The sequence below is a fragment of the Mesorhizobium sp. KACC 23794 genome, assembly GCF_052180275.1.
Taxonomy (GTDB): domain Bacteria; phylum Pseudomonadota; class Alphaproteobacteria; order Rhizobiales; family Rhizobiaceae; genus Kumtagia.
The window spans coordinates 4,530,711-4,546,286 of sequence record NZ_CP197465.1 but is presented as its reverse complement, the minus strand read 5'-3'; the positions used below and the strand labels follow the sequence as shown (position 1 = coordinate 4,546,286).

The 15,576-nt window shown below is 63.6% G+C and carries 17 protein-coding genes and 1 pseudogene; 16 read left to right on the top strand and 2 right to left on the bottom strand.

The genetic code is table 11. The annotated features are described in order from the left end of the window. Nucleotides 1-10: 10 nt before the first annotated feature. Together gyrA and ACSBOB_RS22270 are read left to right on the top strand one after the other, a co-directional pair. Nucleotides 11-2,797 carry a DNA gyrase subunit A gene (gyrA, locus tag ACSBOB_RS22275; RefSeq protein WP_442578256.1) on the top strand — a complete coding sequence of 929 codons (2,787 nt, stop codon included), beginning with the start codon at nt 11-13 and terminating at the stop codon, nt 2,795-2,797. Between the two features lie 216 nt (nt 2,798-3,013). After that, nucleotides 3,014-4,363: a tetratricopeptide repeat protein gene (locus tag ACSBOB_RS22270; protein WP_442578255.1), complete on the top strand. Its 1,350-nt coding sequence runs from the start codon at nt 3,014-3,016 to the stop codon at nt 4,361-4,363. 31 nt (nt 4,364-4,394) lie between these two features. Here ACSBOB_RS22270 and ACSBOB_RS22265 read toward each other — a convergent pair whose 3' ends face one another. Continuing rightward, entirely contained in the window at nt 4,395-4,538 is a 144-nt protein-coding gene (locus ACSBOB_RS22265) for a hypothetical protein (protein ID WP_442578254.1), read from the bottom strand. A 265-nt stretch (nt 4,539-4,803) separates the two neighbouring features. Here ACSBOB_RS22265 and coaD point away from each other — a divergent pair, with 265 nt between their 5' ends. From coaD to ACSBOB_RS22220, 9 genes and pseudogenes are all read left to right on the top strand, one after another. Further along, the gene (gene coaD / locus ACSBOB_RS22260) at nt 4,804-5,304 is read left to right on the top strand and encodes a pantetheine-phosphate adenylyltransferase (RefSeq protein ID WP_442578253.1); all 501 of its coding nucleotides are present in this window, start codon (nt 4,804-4,806) and stop codon (nt 5,302-5,304) included. 26 nt (nt 5,305-5,330) lie between these two features. After that, the gene (locus tag ACSBOB_RS22255) at nt 5,331-5,924 is read left to right on the top strand and encodes a peptidylprolyl isomerase (RefSeq protein WP_442578252.1); all 594 of its coding nucleotides are present in this window, start codon (nt 5,331-5,333) and stop codon (nt 5,922-5,924) included. Nucleotides 5,925-5,982: 58 nt separating this feature from the next. Then, nucleotides 5,983-6,498, top strand: a complete 516-nt coding sequence (locus ACSBOB_RS22250; RefSeq protein WP_442578251.1) for a peptidylprolyl isomerase — start codon at nt 5,983-5,985, stop codon at nt 6,496-6,498. A gap of 16 nt (nt 6,499-6,514) precedes the next feature. Then, nucleotides 6,515-6,964: a DMT family transporter gene (locus ACSBOB_RS22245; protein ID WP_442578250.1), complete on the top strand. Its 450-nt coding sequence runs from the start codon at nt 6,515-6,517 to the stop codon at nt 6,962-6,964. 39 nt (nt 6,965-7,003) lie between these two features. Further along, nucleotides 7,004-7,399, top strand: coding sequence for a hypothetical protein (locus ACSBOB_RS22240; RefSeq protein WP_442578249.1), 396 nt, complete (start codon nt 7,004-7,006; stop codon nt 7,397-7,399). Further along, on the top strand, nt 7,396-8,472 hold the full coding sequence (queA, locus tag ACSBOB_RS22235; protein ID WP_442578248.1) for a tRNA preQ1(34) S-adenosylmethionine ribosyltransferase-isomerase QueA: 1,077 nt from the start codon (nt 7,396-7,398) through the stop codon (nt 8,470-8,472). Before ACSBOB_RS22240 ends, queA begins: the two co-directional genes overlap by 4 nt. Before the next feature lie 2 nt (nt 8,473-8,474). Continuing rightward, nucleotides 8,475-8,733, top strand: a pseudogene (locus ACSBOB_RS22230) (hypothetical protein). Further along, on the top strand, nt 8,726-9,856 hold the full coding sequence (gene tgt / locus ACSBOB_RS22225) for a tRNA guanosine(34) transglycosylase Tgt (RefSeq protein WP_442578247.1): 1,131 nt from the start codon (nt 8,726-8,728) through the stop codon (nt 9,854-9,856). Before ACSBOB_RS22230 ends, tgt begins: the two are co-directional and overlap by 8 nt. Before the next feature lie 75 nt (nt 9,857-9,931). Further along, the gene (locus ACSBOB_RS22220; RefSeq protein WP_442578246.1) at nt 9,932-10,339 is read left to right on the top strand and encodes a DUF2177 family protein; all 408 of its coding nucleotides are present in this window, start codon (nt 9,932-9,934) and stop codon (nt 10,337-10,339) included. 15 nt (nt 10,340-10,354) lie between these two features. Here the strand turns inward: ACSBOB_RS22220 and ACSBOB_RS22215 are convergent, their stop codons facing one another. Beyond that, nucleotides 10,355-10,771, bottom strand: coding sequence for a DUF4864 domain-containing protein (locus tag ACSBOB_RS22215; RefSeq protein ID WP_442578245.1), 417 nt, complete (start codon nt 10,769-10,771; stop codon nt 10,355-10,357). Between the two features lie 268 nt (nt 10,772-11,039). Here ACSBOB_RS22215 and ACSBOB_RS22210 point away from each other — a divergent pair, with 268 nt between their 5' ends. From ACSBOB_RS22210 to ACSBOB_RS22190, 5 genes are all read left to right on the top strand, one after another. Further along, a complete protein-coding gene (locus ACSBOB_RS22210; RefSeq protein WP_442578244.1) occupies nt 11,040-12,452 on the top strand; it encodes a circularly permuted type 2 ATP-grasp protein in 1,413 nt (470 codons plus the stop codon). Between the two features lie 39 nt (nt 12,453-12,491). Continuing rightward, a complete protein-coding gene (locus ACSBOB_RS22205; RefSeq protein WP_442578243.1) occupies nt 12,492-12,890 on the top strand; it encodes a four helix bundle protein in 399 nt (132 codons plus the stop codon). An 85-nt stretch (nt 12,891-12,975) separates the two neighbouring features. Further along, entirely contained in the window at nt 12,976-13,917 is a 942-nt protein-coding gene (locus ACSBOB_RS22200) for an alpha-E domain-containing protein (RefSeq protein WP_442578242.1), read from the top strand. A 33-nt stretch (nt 13,918-13,950) separates the two neighbouring features. Continuing rightward, nucleotides 13,951-14,745, top strand: coding sequence for a transglutaminase family protein (locus ACSBOB_RS22195; protein ID WP_442578241.1), 795 nt, complete (start codon nt 13,951-13,953; stop codon nt 14,743-14,745). Nucleotides 14,746-14,831: 86 nt separating this feature from the next. After that, a complete protein-coding gene (locus ACSBOB_RS22190) occupies nt 14,832-15,566 on the top strand; it encodes a peptidase (protein ID WP_442578240.1) in 735 nt (244 codons plus the stop codon). Nucleotides 15,567-15,576 lie beyond the last annotated feature (10 nt).

Here is a 15,576-nt window from a genome sequence, read left to right as displayed (position 1 = left end):
GCGATTCCATTTGACCGACCAGACCCCTCCGCGCGGACCCGACGGCCCATCCGGTATCGAACCGATCTCCATCATCGAGGAGATGCAGCGTTCCTATCTCGATTACGCCATGAGCGTGATCGTCAGCCGCGCGCTGCCCGACGTGCGCGACGGCCTGAAGCCGGTGCATCGCCGCATCCTCTTCGCCTCGCATGAGAGCGGTTATCACTGGAACCGCAAATACGTGAAGTCGGCGCGACCCGTGGCCGACGTGATGGGTAAATACCATCCGCATGGCGACGCCTCGATCTACGACGCGCTGGTGCGCATGGCGCAGGACTGGTCGCTGCGCGTGCCGCTCATCGACGGGCAGGGCAATTTCGGCTCGATCGACGGCGATCCGCCGGCGGCAATGCGGTATACGGAATCGCGCCTCACCAAGGTCGCGCACGAGCTTCTCGAGGACATCGACAAGGAGACCGTCGATTTCCAGGACACTTATGACGCCTCCGGCGAAGAGCCGAAGGTTCTGCCGGCCCGCTTCCCCAATTTGCTGGTCAACGGCTCCGGCGGCATCGCCGTCGGCATGGCGACCAACATCCCGCCGCACAATCTCGTCGAGGTCGTCAACGCCTGCATCGCGCTGATCGACAATCCGGCGATCGACCTGCCGGACCTGATGGAGATCATCCCGGGGCCGGATTTCCCCACCGGCGGCATCGTGCTTGGCCGCTCCGGCATCTACAACGCCTACGCCACCGGCCGCGGCTCGATCATCATGCGCGGCAAGGTGCATACGGAAACGATCCGTGGCGACCGCGAGGCGATCATCGTCACCGAGATCCCGTTCCAGGTGAATAAGGCGACGATGCAGGAGAAGATGGCCGAACTGGTGCGCGACAAGCGCATCGAGGGCATCTCCGACATCCGCGACGAGAGTGACCGCCAGGGTTATCGCGTCGTCATCGAGCTGAAGCGCGACGCCAACGCCGAGGTGATCCTCAACCAGCTCTACCGCTTCACGCCGCTGCAGACCTCGTTCGGCGCCAATGTGGTGGCGCTGAACGGCGGCAAGCCGGAAGTGCTGTCGCTGATCGACATGCTGAAGGCGTTCGTGTCCTTCCGCGAAGAGGTGATCAGCCGCCGCACCAAATATCTGCTGCGCAAGGCGCGCGACCGCGCCCATATCCTCGTCGGCCTGGCGATCGCCGTGGCCAACATCGACGAGGTGATCAAGCTCATCCGCAACGCGCCCGACCCGGCGACGGCGCGCGAACAATTGATGACGCGGCGCTGGCCGGCGGCTGATGTCGAGGCGCTGATCCGGCTGATCGACGATCCGCGCCACCGCCTCAACGAGGACGGCACCTACAATCTCTCCGAAGAACAGGCGCGAGCCATCCTGGCCCTGCAACTGTCGCGCCTCACCGCGCTCGGACGCGACGAGATCGCCGACGAGCTCAACGAGATCGGCGCGGAAATATCCGATTTCCTTGATATATTGTCGTCGCGCGCGCGCATCATGCAGATCGTCAAGGACGAGCTCATCGTTGTACGCGACGAGTTCGGCACGCCGCGCCGCACGGAACTGGTCGACGGCGGCGCCGACATGGACGACGAGGACCTGATCCAGCGCGAGGACATGGTCGTCACCGTCACCCATGCCGGCTACATCAAGCGCGTGCCGCTGTCGATCTACCGGGCTCAGGCGCGCGGCGGCAAGGGCCGCTCGGGCATGGCGACCAAGGAGGAGGATTTCGTTACCCGCCTGTTCGTCGCCAACACCCATACGCCGGTGCTGTTCTTCTCGTCGCGCGGCATCGTCTACAAGGAAAAGGTCTGGCGGCTGCCGATCGGCAATCCGCAGTCGCGCGGCAAGGCGCTTATCAACCTGCTGCCGATCGAGAGCGGCGACCGCATCACCGCGATCCTGCCGCTGCCGGACGAGTCGGAATGGGGCACGCTCGACGTGATGTTTGCGACCACGCGCGGTACGGTGCGGCGCAACAAGCTCAGCGACTTCGCCGACGTCAAGCGCAACGGCAAGATCGCCATGAAGTTCGACGAGGAGGGTGACGCCATCCTCGCCGTGGAGACCTGCACCGACAATGACGACGTGCTTTTGACCGCCGACAGCGGCCAGTGCATCCGCTTCAGGGTCGACGACGTCCGCGTGTTTGCTGGACGATCCTCCCAAGGCGTGCGCGGCATCGCGCTGGGCGCAGGGGATCGCGCGATCTCCATGACCATCCTGGAGCATGTGAAGGCAGAGGCCTGGGAGCGTGCGGCCTATCTGAAACGCAGCGTCGCCGAGCGGCGCGTGGCCTCCGCCGAGGGCGGCGAGGGCGAGGAGGATGTGGCGCTCACCAACGAGGATGTCGGCGAGGGCGGGGACCTTTTGGACGCACGCTACGAGGAACTCAAGGCACATGAGCAGTTCGTGCTGACCGTCACCGAATATGGCTACGGCAAGCGGTCCTCCTCCTATGATTTCCGTGTCATCGGTCGCGGCGGCAAGGGCATCCGCGCCACCGACGTGTCGAAGGTCGACGAGATCGGACGGCTGATCGCCGCCTTCCCGGTCGGCAATGACGACCAGATCATGCTGGTGTCGGACGGCGGCACGGTGATCCGCGTGCCCGTCCACAACATCCGCTTCGCCAGCCGCGCCACCAAGGGCGTCACCATCTTCAACACGGGCGAAGGCGAGAAGGTGGTGTCGGTCGAGCGCATCTCCGAGCCGCAATCCGAGGAGGAAGAGGTTGCGGAGACCGGGACCGGTCAAGCCGAAACGCCCTCCGAGCCGTCGCCGGAATAATTTCGCCTGACGGCGCGGCTGCTCGCCGCGTCGTCGTTCGCCGGCACCGCGGATGGATTCGGCGCCACGTTCTCTGCGGTCCATTGGATCGGTTGGCGGCGGCCTGTTACTTTCCCTGTCCGGCGCGCATTTTGCCAGTTACACTCGGCTTCTACGACAGGATTCAGCCGGTCTATGATGCGCATTCGCGTCAGGTCGCTGGCGGAAGGAGCGTCCATGACCGAAGCGACGGTGGTTGCCGAAACCGAGGATGGCGTGGAGCTTACCGTCGACGACGCCGTCGACATGGCGGTCGACCTGATGCGCAAGAAGCACCTCAAGGGCGCCGCCGAAATCCTTGAAAGCGTTCTGGAAATTGAACCTGCGCGGGCCGACGCGCTGAATTATCTCGGCGTCGTCCGCTTTCACCTGGACGGTCCCGCCAAGAGCATCGAGATATTGAACCGCGCCGCCGAACTGGCGCCTGCCCACGCCGGCATACGCAACAATCTCGGCAACGCCTATGTCGAACTGGGCGACACCGACGCGGCCGTCGCCGCCTATGACCGGGCGATCGAACTCGATCCCGGTCTCGCCGATCCCTACGCCAATCTCGCCGCCATCGTGAAATATGCCGGCAATGACGGGTTCGCCGAAAAGCTGCTGCGCAAGGCGATCGACATCAATCCGGAGTTCGGCGTCGCCTACCAGAATCTGGCGTCGATCCTGCTCGACACCGGCCGGGCGCGCGAGGCGATCGACTATTTCTGGAAGGCGACAGCGCATCTGCCGGACAAGGGCGTGCCGGCGCATTTTCTGGCGCTGGCCTACTGGTTTGCCGGGTTGAAGGACCTGGCCATCGAATTCGTCAAGAAATGGGCCGATGCCAACCCGGACGACCCGCAGGCCCAGCACATGCGCGCCTCGATGACCGGCGAGAACGTGCCGGACCGCGCATCCGACACCTATGTGCGCAAACTGTTCGATCAATTCGCCAGTTCGTTCGATTCCAAGCTGGAGAGCCTGGAGTATCGTGCGCCGGAACTGGTCGGGGACGCGGTCGGCGCCGCTGTCGGCAAGGATGCGACGGGCCTGGCTATATTGGATGCTGGCTGCGGCACGGGCAAATGCGCAAAATATTTCAGGTCGCACGCCGGGCGGCTGGTTGGCGTCGACCTGTCGGGCGGCATGCTCGTCAACGCCGGGAAGCTCGGGCTATACGACCATCTGGAACGCGCCGAATTGACGGAATACCTGCTGTCACAGGCCGGCGCCTATGACGTCGTCGCCTCCGCGGACACGCTTTGTTACTTTGGGAGGCTGGACGCTTTTTCTGCAGCCGCTGCGGGTTCGCTGCGGCCGGACGGCGTGCTGGTCTTCACCGTGGAGGCGCTGGGCGGCTCCGAGGAGGAGTTCCGGCTCGCCGTCAACGGCCGCTACACGCACAGCGAGGACTATGTGCGAAAATGCCTGGGGGAAGCAGGGTTTCAGGTTGAGTCGTGCGAGCGACAGAAACTCAGGACGGAAAATGCCGAGCCTGTGATCGGGCTGGTGCTTACGGCGCGGCTGGCGCGCGTACGGCCGTAGGAGACCACGGACGCAAACAACGTGGCTGAAGTCAGCGAAGGTTCCGTACGCCAAAACCCTGGTTCTGCTTGGCCTTGCTCTCGACCTTGATGCGTTCGGCTTCGTCGTGAAGTCCGAAGACTGTGGCGATCAGCATAACGAGGGTCATTGCGGCGGCGAGCATTGTGATCATCATGACGGCGTTCTCCTGACTGCGGTAACGCGGCTCTTGGTCTTTGGTTTCCTATATGGGTATCGACTTCGCCGGGCGCTGATGAAGCTTTCGTGAACATTGCCCCGGCGACCCAAGCTTCGGCTTCAGGTTGGTGAACAGTTTATTGCCGTGTCGCTGCCGGCTCTTTCTTCTCCGCCTTCCGGTTTCGAATTCGAACGGCCTCGCCTGGCAGATCTCGTCCTGGCCGAATTGCCTTTGCGCAAACGGCCCGCTAGAAGCACCGGCCATGACGGAACGCATCGCCATCTATGCCGGCTCTTTCGACCCGCTGACCAACGGCCATCTCGACGTGCTCAAGGCGTCGCTGGCGGTCGCCGACGTGATCCATGCGGCGATCGGCATTCATCCCGGTAAGAAGCCGCTGTTTACCTTCGAAGAACGTGTCGAATTGATCGAGGCGGCTGCCAAGGCGGAACTGGGCAGGAATGCCGGGCGTATAAAAGTCGTTTCCTTCGACGGCCTGGTCATCGACGCGGCGCGAAAGATAGGCGCCTCGATCATGATCCGCGGCCTGCGCGACGGCACCGATCTCGACTATGAGATGCAGATGGCCGGCATGAACGAGACCATGGCGCCCGACCTGCAGACTGTCTTCCTGCCGGCCAGCCCCTCCGTGCGCACCATTACCGCCACATTGGTGCGGCAGATCGCGTCGATGGGCGGCGACATCCGTCCTTTTGTCCCGGCCGTCGTAGCCGGCGCGCTGAACCAGAAATTCGCGACGTAACCCCAGGAATCGGGAGAGTTCCTTCCATGCAGTTCAAAGTGTCCCGGCGGCAGTTCGCCGCCTCGCTGGCCGTCATCGGCTCGCTGGTTTTCCTCGCGCCGGCGCAGGCCGCCGACCCGGAAAACACCATGATCATCACGCTGAAGGACGGCGACGTCACCATTGCGCTGCGCCCCGATCTGGCGCCGAAGCATGTCAAGCAGATCAAGGCGCTGGTGCGCGAAGGCGCCTATGACAATGTCGCCTTCCACCGCGTCATCGACGGTTTCATGGCGCAGACCGGCGACGTTGAGTTCGGCGACATGGCCGATGGCTACAATGCGGGGCGCGCCGGCACCGGCGGCTCCGACAAGCCGGACCTGCCGGCCGAGTTTTCCGCCGAGCCCTATGTACGCGGCGTCGTCGGCATGGCGCGGGCACAGGATCCCGATTCCGCCAATTCGCAGTTCTTCATCATGCTGGCGCCCAATCCCGGCCTGAACGGCCAGTACACGGTGGTCGGCGAGGTCGAGAGCGGCATGGACCTGGTCGACAAGATAAAAAAGGGCGATGCCGACCAGAACGGGGTTGTCAGCGAACCCGACCGCATGCTGAAAGTCCGCATCGCCTCGGACAAGTAATGTCCGAACCATGCCCGCGCGGGTGAAGCCGGGGCAGCATCAATCCAGGGAAAAAGATATGGCCGAGATCAAGGATCGCGAGCAGGCGCTCATCGTCGAAACCACCAAGGGAAAGGTCGTCATCGAGCTTTTCCCGGATCTGGCGCCCGGCCATGTCGCGCGCATCAAGGAACTGGCGCGCGAGGGCGCCTATGACGGCGTGGTTTTCCATCGCGTCATCGACGGCTTCATGGCCCAGACCGGCGACGTGAAGTTCGGCAAGTCGGGCGGCGCTTCCTTCAACCCGTCGCGCGCCGGCATGGGTGGCTCTGAGAAGCCGGACCTGAAGGCCGAATTCTCCAACGTCAATCACGGCCGCGGCACCTGTTCGATGGCGCGCTCGCAGAACCCGAACTCCGCCAATTCGCAGTTCTTCATCTGCTTCGGCGATGCGAGCTTCCTCAATCGCCAGTACACGGTCTGGGGCCAGGTGATCGAAGGCATGGAGAATGTCGACAAGATCAAGCGCGGCGAGCCGGTGGTCGATCCCGACAAGATCGTCTCGATGAAGGTCGCGGCCGACGTGGCCGCCTGAGCCGGAAACCACGGCGATGATGGGGCTCGTCTGGTCGGTGCTCGGCATAATGTCGGGCGCTTTCATCGCCATCCAGGCGCCGATCAACGCCCAACTGGCGCGCGGCCTCGGCCTTCCCGTGGCCGCCGCCGCCTTCTCCTTCCTGTCCGGCGCAGTTGTGCTGGGCATCGTTTCGGTCGCCGTCACCCGCTACAACGACATCTCGCTCGACTGGCGGGCTCCGGCACCCTGGCTGTTCGTGGTCGGCGGCATTCTCGGTGCGTCCTACGTCACCCTCTCGACCATCCTTATCCCGCGCATCGGCGCCGCGGCGCTGATGGCATTCCTTGTCGCCGGGCAGTTGCTCGCCGGCATGCTGCTCGACCGCATCGGCTTTCTCGGAATGGCGGTGCGCGAGATTTCGCTCGGGCGCGTGGCCGGGGCCGTGCTTTTGCTGACCGGTGCGCTGCTGGTACGGTTGTACTAGGATCGGCTGAGACTTGGGCGGGTCCGCGCGGGGTCGATGATGAAGCGTTTTCTCCCTCTTTTCGCTGGACTGATGGCATCGGCCGTTCCGGCGATGGCGACCGGCGAGATTTCCTGCGGCAACGGCAAGGGTGTCGGTGTCGACCTGCTGGTCGGCCATGTCGACGTGCTGAGCATTTCGCGCGTCGTGGTCACCGTCGGCGAAAAGGTTTGGTCGTCGACGCCGGAAAGCTGGCCGGGAACACCGATCGCGGTCGGCCAGGCTTTTGAGGACGACCACCAGCTTATGCTCGACATCACCGACGACGGCGTCAACGAAATCATCAGCCGGCTGCGGGTTTTCAAAGCGAGCGAGGGGGACACATCGGCCGCCGGCGGCGTCTTTTCGCTGAAGGGCGAGGGCGCTTTCGTCGTCGATTGTTCCGAGCCGCAATGAAAGTCGACCTCTTCGATTTCGACCTGCCCGAAGAGCGGATCGCGCTGCGCCCCGCCGAGCCGCGCGATTCCTCGCGATTGCTGGTGGTGCGGCCGGATGGCGCGCTGGCCGACAGGACCGTGCGCGACCTGCCCGGGCTGCTGCGGCCGGGCGACGCGCTGGTCTTCAACGACACCAAAGTCATCCCGGCGCAGTTGCGTGGCATCCGCCGGCGCGGCGAAGCGAGCGCGCATGTGGATGCCACCTTGCATATGCGCATCGCGCCGGACCGGTGGCTGGCCTTCTTGCGACCGGGCAAGCGCGTGGCGGAAGGCGACCGCATCAGTTTTGGCCATGACGGCAACGCCTGCTTCCTCGGCGCGCTCGACGCCACGGTGATGGAGAAGCGCGAGGCCGGAGAGGCGCTGCTTGCCTTTGACATCTCCGGCGCCTTTCTCGACGAGGCGCTGCACGCGGTCGGCCACATCCCGCTGCCGCCCTACATAGCTTCCAAGCGCGACGACGATGCACGCGACCTGACTGACTACCAGACGGTCTATGCGCGTGAAGAGGGCGCGGTCGCGGCCCCGACCGCTGGCCTGCATTTCACGCCGGAGCTTTTCGCTGCTCTCGATGGCGCTGGCATCGAGCGGCATTTCGTGACGCTGCATGTCGGGGCCGGGACGTTTTTGCCGGTCAAGGCCGACGACACCGCCGATCACAAGATGCACGCCGAGACCGGGACGGTTTCGGCAGAAACCGCGGCGGCGCTGAATGCCGTCCATGCGCGGGGAGGGCGGGTCGTGGCGGTCGGGACGACGTCTCTGCGCCTTCTCGAAAGCGCCACCGACGAGGCCGGCACGGTGAGCGCCTGGTCCGGCGCGACGTCGATCTTCATCACGCCGGGCTACCGGTTCCGGGCGGTCGACCTGCTGATGACCAACTTCCACCTGCCGCGCTCGACATTGTTCATGCTGGTCTCCGCCTTCTCCGGTCTCGAAACCATGCGCGCCGCCTATGCGCATGCGATCGAAAACGGCTATCGTTTCTACTCCTATGGCGATGCGGCGCTGCTGTTTCGCAAGGAGGCGTAGCGATGGATGAAGATCTGGAGGCGATGGACCGCGCGACGCTCGCAGCAGAGATCCGCAAGCTGCGCAACGCCATCCGGACCCACCGCGACGCGACCGTGCTGGCCCCATCCCGATATGTGGGAGCTCTTGCCGGAACGGACAAAACCGTCCATTGCGGTGCCACCCTGGCCGAAATTCATGCGCGGCTGCATCCGCTACCGCGCTTCGCTCGACCGGCAGGCGCCTGGCGCTCCCATCCACGACAAGGAATATGATGGCTGAACAATTCGGCTTCAAAGTGCTGGCGACGGACGGAAACGCCCGGCGCGGCGAAGTGTCGATGCCGCGCGGAAAAATCCGCACGCCGGCTTTCATGCCGGTCGGCACCGCGGGCACGGTCAAGGCCATGTATCTGGATCAGGTCCGGGCGCTGGGCTCCGACATCATTCTGGGCAATACCTATCATCTGATGCTCAGGCCCGGCGCGGAGCGTGTCGCGCGGCTCGGCGGCCTGCACGAATTCGCCCGCTGGCCGCATCCGATCCTGACCGATTCCGGCGGGTTCCAGGTCATGTCGCTGGCGAAGCTGCGCAAGCTCAACGAAATCGGCGTCACCTTCCGTTCCCATATCGACGGCGCGGCATACGAGATGTCGCCGGAACGCTCGATCGAGATCCAAGGGCTGCTCGATTCCGACATCCAGATGCAGCTCGACGAATGCGTCGCCCTGCCGGCGAAGGATCAGGAGATCGAGCGCGCCATGGAGCTTTCGCTGCGCTGGGCGGAGCGCTGCAAGGCGGCCTTCGGCGACCAGTCGGGCAAGGCGATGTTCGGCATCGTGCAAGGCGGCGACAAGGCGCATCTGCGCGTCCGTTCGGCGCAGGCGCTGAAGGCGATGGAGCTTAAGGGATATGCCGTCGGCGGGCTGGCGGTCGGCGAGCCGCAGGCGGTGATGCTCGACATGCTGGAGGTGACGTGCCCCGGGCTGCCGGCGGAGAAGCCGCGCTACCTGATGGGCGTCGGCACGCCCGACGACATCTTGAAATCGGTGGCGCGCGGCATCGACATGTTCGACTGCGTCATGCCGACCCGCGCCGGCCGCCATGGCCTCGCCTATACAAGGCGCGGCAAGGTCAATCTCCGCAACGCCCGGCATGCCGACGACCACCGCCCACTCGACGATGAGAGCGACTGTCCGGCGGCGCGCGACTATTCCCGCGCCTACCTGCACCATCTCGTTCGCTCGCAGGAGGCGCTGGGAGCGATGCTGCTCACCTGGAACAATCTGGCCTATTACCAGAGCCTGATGGGGCAGATCCGCGACGCCATCGAGGCCGGCGCGTTCGCTGAACGCTCCGCGCTGATCTCGGAACAATGGGCGCGAGGTGATCTTCCGCCCCTTTGATCGCGTATCCCAAGCTATGAAGTCCGTTTCGCGGCTCGGCCGCGCGGGCGACGGGGCTTGAGATGCGGGGTCGGGATGAAATACGCAGCCGCCTACAGCATAACCCTGGTCATCTTCCTGGCCCTCGACGCGCTCTGGCTGGGCGCTCTCGCGCGCGGCTTCTATGCGGAACGCATGGGCGGCCTGATGCTCGACCAGCCACGCTGGCTGATCGCCGCGCTCTTCTATCTGCTGTATGTCGTCGGTCTCGTGTATTTTGCCGTGACGACCGGCCTCGCCATTTGGGACTGGCGCATCGCGGCGTTCAACGGCGGGCTGTTCGGCTTCTTCTGCTATCTTACCTACAACGCGACCTGCCTTGCAGTGATCAGGGGCTTCGATCCGCTTCTGGCGGTGGTTGACACAGGCTGGGGAACGGTGGCCAGCGCAATCTCCGCCGGCCTGACGGTGACCTTGCTGTCGACGTTCGCGCGCATGTCCTGACTTCAAGACCCTTCATCAGGTACTCAGCGTGTTAGCCGCTTTCAAGCTGACGCCGGTGATCTTGTAGGTGCCGTCGGGCTGCCGTTCCAGCGTATAGACCGCCTCATAGTCCTTGCCGTCCGGCCCGACGATGATGACCTGCTGGATGATAGAGGCGGCCCCCATCTCCTCGGATTTGCCGAACGCATAGCTTTGCGGCTTGTAGACCGGCTGGTAGGCGCCGGTCACCATGCCCATGAAAGCCTCCAGCGTCGGGAAGATGGTCTTGATGCCTGGCGCCGCGTAGTCATATGCGGCGGCGTTGTCGCCACGTTTGAAGGCCTGCAACTGCGCGTCGATGGTTGCTTGCGCCGCCTTGACCTCCGCGTCGCCGGCAAAAGCGTTGGTCGCAAGCAGCGGCAGGAGCAGGAGGGCTAGAAGCATGCGGCGCATGGCGGTTGTCCTCTCCGCTGGGCGGTCGGTCGAAGCACGACCGTCGTCCTCGTATGGTACGCGGATTCGGACTCGCCGGTTTCGTGCGGCCTCCTTGTTCGGCGCTTTTTCCGCCGGGGTTTGCCCAACCCTTCCGCAAAGGCGCTGCGCAGCCTGCCTGTATCTTGGGCAAAATTCGTCATTTGTCTGTTCTGGCCGCGCAACCATCCGATTGTACTTGCTTTTCTGGAACAACGCATTTGAAATGCAGGCATAGGGGAGTGCGCGCTTGGTTGCGTTCGATGAGATGTCGCCGGAAAAATCCGGTATCCGCAGACCGTATTTCGGCTATGACAGCTGGCTAAAGGAACAGGACACCGTCCGGCTGACGGAAAAGATGCGCGATGCCGAGCGCGTCTTCCGCAAGACTGGCATCACCTTCGCCGTCTATGGCGAGGCGGAATCCGCCGAGCGCCTCATTCCGTTCGACATCGTGCCGCGCATCATTTCCGGCCAGGAATGGCGGCGGCTGACCCACGGCATCGAGCAGCGGGTACAGGCGCTCAACGCTTTTCTCGATGATATCTATCATCGCCAGGAGATTCTGCGGGCCGGCCGCATCCCGAAGGAACTCATCGCCAACAACGAGGCGTTCCTGCCTGAGATGATCGGCGTGCGCCCGCCCGGCGGCGTCTATACGCACATCATCGGCGTCGACATCGTGCGCACCGGCGAGGACGAGTTTTTCGTTCTGGAGGATAATGCCCGTACGCCGTCCGGCGTCTCCTACATGCTGGAGAACCGCGAGACGATGATGCAGCTCTTTCCCGAGCTGTTCCAGCGCGTCAAGGTTCGGCCCGTCGAGGATTATCCGAAACTGCTGCGCCAGTCGCTGGCGGCCGTCCGCCCGGATGGCGTGAAGGGCACGCCCACCATCGCGGTGTTGACGCCGGGCCTCTACAATTCGGCTTACTTCGAGCACGCCTTCCTGGCCGACCAGATGGGCGTCGAACTGGTCGAGGGCCAGGATCTGCGGGTGATAGACGGCCATGTCGCGATGCGCACCACCGAGGGTTTCAAGCAGATCGACGTGCTCTACCGCCGCGTCGACGACGCCTTCCTCGACCCACTGACGTTCAATCCGGAGTCGACGCTGGGCGTGCCCGGCATCATGGACGTCTACCGCGCCGGCAACATCACCATCGCCAACGCGCCGGGCACCGGCATCGCCGACGACAAGGCGATCTATTCCTACATGCCGGACATCGTCGAGTTCTACACCGGCCGCAAGGCCATCCTCGGCAACATACCGACCTGGCGCTGCTCCGAGCCGGATAGCCTGAAATACGTTCAGGAGCACCTGGCCGAGCTGGTGGTGAAGGAAGTGCACGGCTCCGGCGGCTACGGCATGCTGGTGGGCCCGACGGCATCCAAGAAGGAGCGCGAGGAGTTCGGCAAGAAGCTCGCGGCCCGTCCCTCCAACTACATCGCCCAGCCGACGCTGGCGCTGTCGACCTGTCCGATCCTGACCGAGAAGGGGTTGGCACCCCGCCATGTCGATTTGCGCCCCTATGTGCTGGTCTCCGACCGCGTCCAGATCGTGCCCGGCGGCCTGACGCGTGTGGCGCTGAAGGAGGGGTCGCTGGTGGTGAACTCGTCGCAGGGCGGGGGGACGAAGGACACTTGGGTGTTGGATGATTAGTGTCAGGCAGTCGGCAATAGGCAGTAGGCAGTAGTCCGGATGGGAGAGGTCCGAGAAAATCTGCCTCTGGAAAAGACAATCGAGTCCTATCGGGACTTGCGTGTATGGCAGGCTGCCATTGAACTGGTCGTATCCTGTTACGCAGAAACCAAGAATTTCCCGCAGAGTGAAACCTACGGCCTGACTGCTCAAATCAGGCGTGCGAGCACGTCAATACCTGCCAATATTGCCGAAGGTTATGGGCGGGATCACGCCGGGTCCTACGTTCAATTTCTGCGGATTGCACAAGGGTCGCTGAAGGAACTTGAAACGCATGTGATCGTAGCAAAGCGGATAGGCTATCTCGACTCGACGCAGGAGGTTCGCCTGCTCCAAAGATCGGATGAGATCGGCAGGATGTTGCGCGCTCTGATCCGAGGTTTGCAAAGGACCATGTAAATGCTTTCGGCCCTCTGTTCCTCCTTCCCCTACTGCCTACTGCCCACTGCCTACTGCCCATTCGCCACCCACAGGACCCCCTGACATGCTTTTGGGTCGCACCGCTAACGGCCTCTACTGGATGAACCGCTACATCGAGCGCGCCGAGAACATGGCGCGGCTGCTCGATGCGGGCTTGCGCATGGCGCTGACGCGCACGGCGAGTTCGGCCGAGGAGTGGAACTCGGTCGTGGTCAGCGCCGGCTGCGAGCTTTCCTTCCGCAACCGCCATGCGGACGTTTCGGCGCCGGCGGTGGCGGATTTCCTGCTGCGCGACACCACAAATTCCTCAAGCGTGCTGTCATCGATCGAGACGGCGCGCAGCAACGCGCGCATGGTGCGCACGGCACTGACCCGCGAGACGTGGGAATCGATCAACGAGGCATGGATGGCGATCAAGCGTGCGCTGGCGCGTCCGGTCGACGAGCGCGACCTGCCGAGCGTGCTCGACACCATCAAGCGCGAGACCGCGCAAATCCGCGGCACGTTCCACGGCACCATGCTGCGCAACGAGATTTTCGATTTTTCGCAGCTTGGAACCTTGATCGAGCGCGCCGACAACACGGCGCGCATCCTCGATGTCAAATATTACGTGCTGCTGCCGTCCATCCATTGGGTCGGCTCGTCGCTGGACAATTACCAGTGGGAATCGATCCTGCGCTCGGTGTCGGCGCATCGTTCCTACCGCTGGGTCTACGAGGCCGACTACCGGCCGACCAACATCGCGGAATATCTCATCCTCGACGCCCGCATGCCCCGCTCGCTGGCCTTCTGCTACCGCAACCTTGCCGACAGCCTCAAATATCTCGAGGAGGCTTATGGCGTGAAGCACGAATGCCACGAGACGCTGGCCACGATCACGGCCAAGCTGAAAAATTCGACGATCAAGCAGATATTCGACACAGGCCTGCATGAGTTCCTGACCGGCTTCATCCAGGACAACAACCGCCTCGGCGAAGAGGTGGCGCGCAACTACCGATTCTATTAGAGTTTCACGGATCCTCCGAGCCTCATTGCTTTCATGCGCCTGAAAATCACGCATCGCACCGAGTATCGCTACGATGTCCCGGTCCAGTACGGGTTGCAGCGGCTGCGGCTGACGCCGCTCAGCGGCTCGACCCAGGCGATCGTGTCCTGGGGGCTGAAGATCGAGGGTGCGCGCGAGGAGCTTCGTTTCGTCGACCAGTTCGGCAATGACACGCGGCTGGTCAGCGTCGAGGGCGATCCGCATGTCGTGTCGGTCGAGGCCGGCGGCATCATCGAATCCTTCGACACCGCTGGCATCACCGGCCAACACCAGGGGTTCGCGCCGCTGTGGCTGTTCAGCCGCCAGACTGCGCTGACCGCGCCGGGCGAGGAGATCGTGCATCTCGCCGAGACCATCGCGCCCGCCGCCGAACTCGACCGTCTGCACGATTTGATGAACGCCATCGCCGACCGTGTGTCCTATTTGGTCGGCAGCACCGATGCCGGGACGACGGCGGAAGAGGCGCTGAAACTCGGCAGTGGTGTCTGCCAGGATCATGCCCACATCTTCATCGCCGCCGCGCGCTGCCTCGGCTTTCCCGCGCGCTACGTCAGCGGTTACCTGTTGATGGACGGCACGGTGAACCAGGTCGCCAGCCACGCCTGGGCGGAGGCGCATGTCAGCGCGCTGGGCTGGGTGGCGTTCGACGCCGCCAACCGGATCTCGCCGGACGAACGCTACGTCCGCCTTGCGGTCGGCCGCGATTATCGCGAGGCGACGCCAGTTTCCGGCATTAGACTGGGACAGGCATCGGAAGCGCTTGCGGTCCAGATCACGGTAGAGCAGTAATCCGCTGCCTGTTTGATCGCAGGGGACGCGGGATTCGGGCTGACCGCCGAGCTTGATATCGATACGCCCGAGCCGGAATTGTTTCGATGACCTATTGCGTCGGCCTCAAGATCGATCGCGGGCTCGTGTTCATGTCGGACACGCGCACCAATGCCGGCATCGATTCGATCTCCACCTTCCGCAAGATGCATGTGTGGGAAAAGCCAGGCGAGCGCGTCGTCGTGCTGATGTCGGCCGGCAATCTCGCCACCACACAGAACGTCGTCAGCCTGCTCAACGGCCGCGCCAAGCCGCTGGAGGAGCGCAAATCCGCGGTGCTGGAAACGCCGTCCATGTATCAGACGGCGCGGCTGATCGGCGACACGGTCAAGGAGGTCATCCAGAATTCCTCGCCGACAGGCCAGAAGGCTGACAGCTACTTCAACGCCTCCTTCATCCTCGGCGGCCAGATCCGCGGCTCGGTGCCGCGCCTGTTCATGATCTACCCGGAAGGCAATTTCATCGAATCGACCGACGACACGCCGTTCTTCCAGGTCGGCGAGACAAAATACGGCAAGCCGATCATCGTCAGGACCTATGACCGCGAGATGAGTTTCGCCGAAGCGGTGAAGCTGCTGATCGTCTCGTTCGATTCGACACTGAAGTCGAACCTGTCGGTCGGCCTGCCGCTTGACCTGCTGTTCTACGAGAAGGACGCCTTCCAGGTCGGCGTGCAGAAGCGCATTGGCCAGGACGATCCGTATTACCGAACGGTTTCGGACGGCTGGTCGAACGCGCTGAAGAACGCCTTCAAGAGCCTGCCGGATTTTCCGGAGACGTAGGCTCCTCTGG

Excerpts from the sequence above, each read along its gene's own strand:
- ACSBOB_RS22270 (WP_442578255.1), top strand. The coding sequence starts at position 3,014 with ATGACCGAAGCGACGGTGGTTGCCGAAACCGAGGATGGCGTGGAGCTT.
- ACSBOB_RS22265 (WP_442578254.1), bottom strand. The coding sequence starts at position 4,538 with ATGATGATCACAATGCTCGCCGCCGCAATGACCCTCGTTATGCTGATC.
- coaD (WP_442578253.1), top strand. The coding sequence starts at position 4,804 with ATGACGGAACGCATCGCCATCTATGCCGGCTCTTTCGACCCGCTGACC.
- ACSBOB_RS22255 (WP_442578252.1), top strand. The coding sequence starts at position 5,331 with ATGCAGTTCAAAGTGTCCCGGCGGCAGTTCGCCGCCTCGCTGGCCGTC.
- ACSBOB_RS22250 (WP_442578251.1), top strand. The coding sequence starts at position 5,983 with ATGGCCGAGATCAAGGATCGCGAGCAGGCGCTCATCGTCGAAACCACC.
- ACSBOB_RS22245 (WP_442578250.1), top strand. The coding sequence starts at position 6,515 with ATGATGGGGCTCGTCTGGTCGGTGCTCGGCATAATGTCGGGCGCTTTC.
- ACSBOB_RS22240 (WP_442578249.1), top strand. The coding sequence starts at position 7,004 with ATGAAGCGTTTTCTCCCTCTTTTCGCTGGACTGATGGCATCGGCCGTT.
- queA (WP_442578248.1), top strand. The coding sequence starts at position 7,396 with ATGAAAGTCGACCTCTTCGATTTCGACCTGCCCGAAGAGCGGATCGCG.
- tgt (WP_442578247.1), top strand. The coding sequence starts at position 8,726 with ATGGCTGAACAATTCGGCTTCAAAGTGCTGGCGACGGACGGAAACGCC.
- ACSBOB_RS22220 (WP_442578246.1), top strand. The coding sequence starts at position 9,932 with ATGAAATACGCAGCCGCCTACAGCATAACCCTGGTCATCTTCCTGGCC.
- ACSBOB_RS22215 (WP_442578245.1), bottom strand. The coding sequence starts at position 10,771 with ATGCGCCGCATGCTTCTAGCCCTCCTGCTCCTGCCGCTGCTTGCGACC.
- ACSBOB_RS22205 (WP_442578243.1), top strand. The coding sequence starts at position 12,492 with ATGGGAGAGGTCCGAGAAAATCTGCCTCTGGAAAAGACAATCGAGTCC.
- ACSBOB_RS22200 (WP_442578242.1), top strand. The coding sequence starts at position 12,976 with ATGCTTTTGGGTCGCACCGCTAACGGCCTCTACTGGATGAACCGCTAC.
- ACSBOB_RS22195 (WP_442578241.1), top strand. The coding sequence starts at position 13,951 with ATGCGCCTGAAAATCACGCATCGCACCGAGTATCGCTACGATGTCCCG.
- ACSBOB_RS22190 (WP_442578240.1), top strand. The coding sequence starts at position 14,832 with ATGACCTATTGCGTCGGCCTCAAGATCGATCGCGGGCTCGTGTTCATG.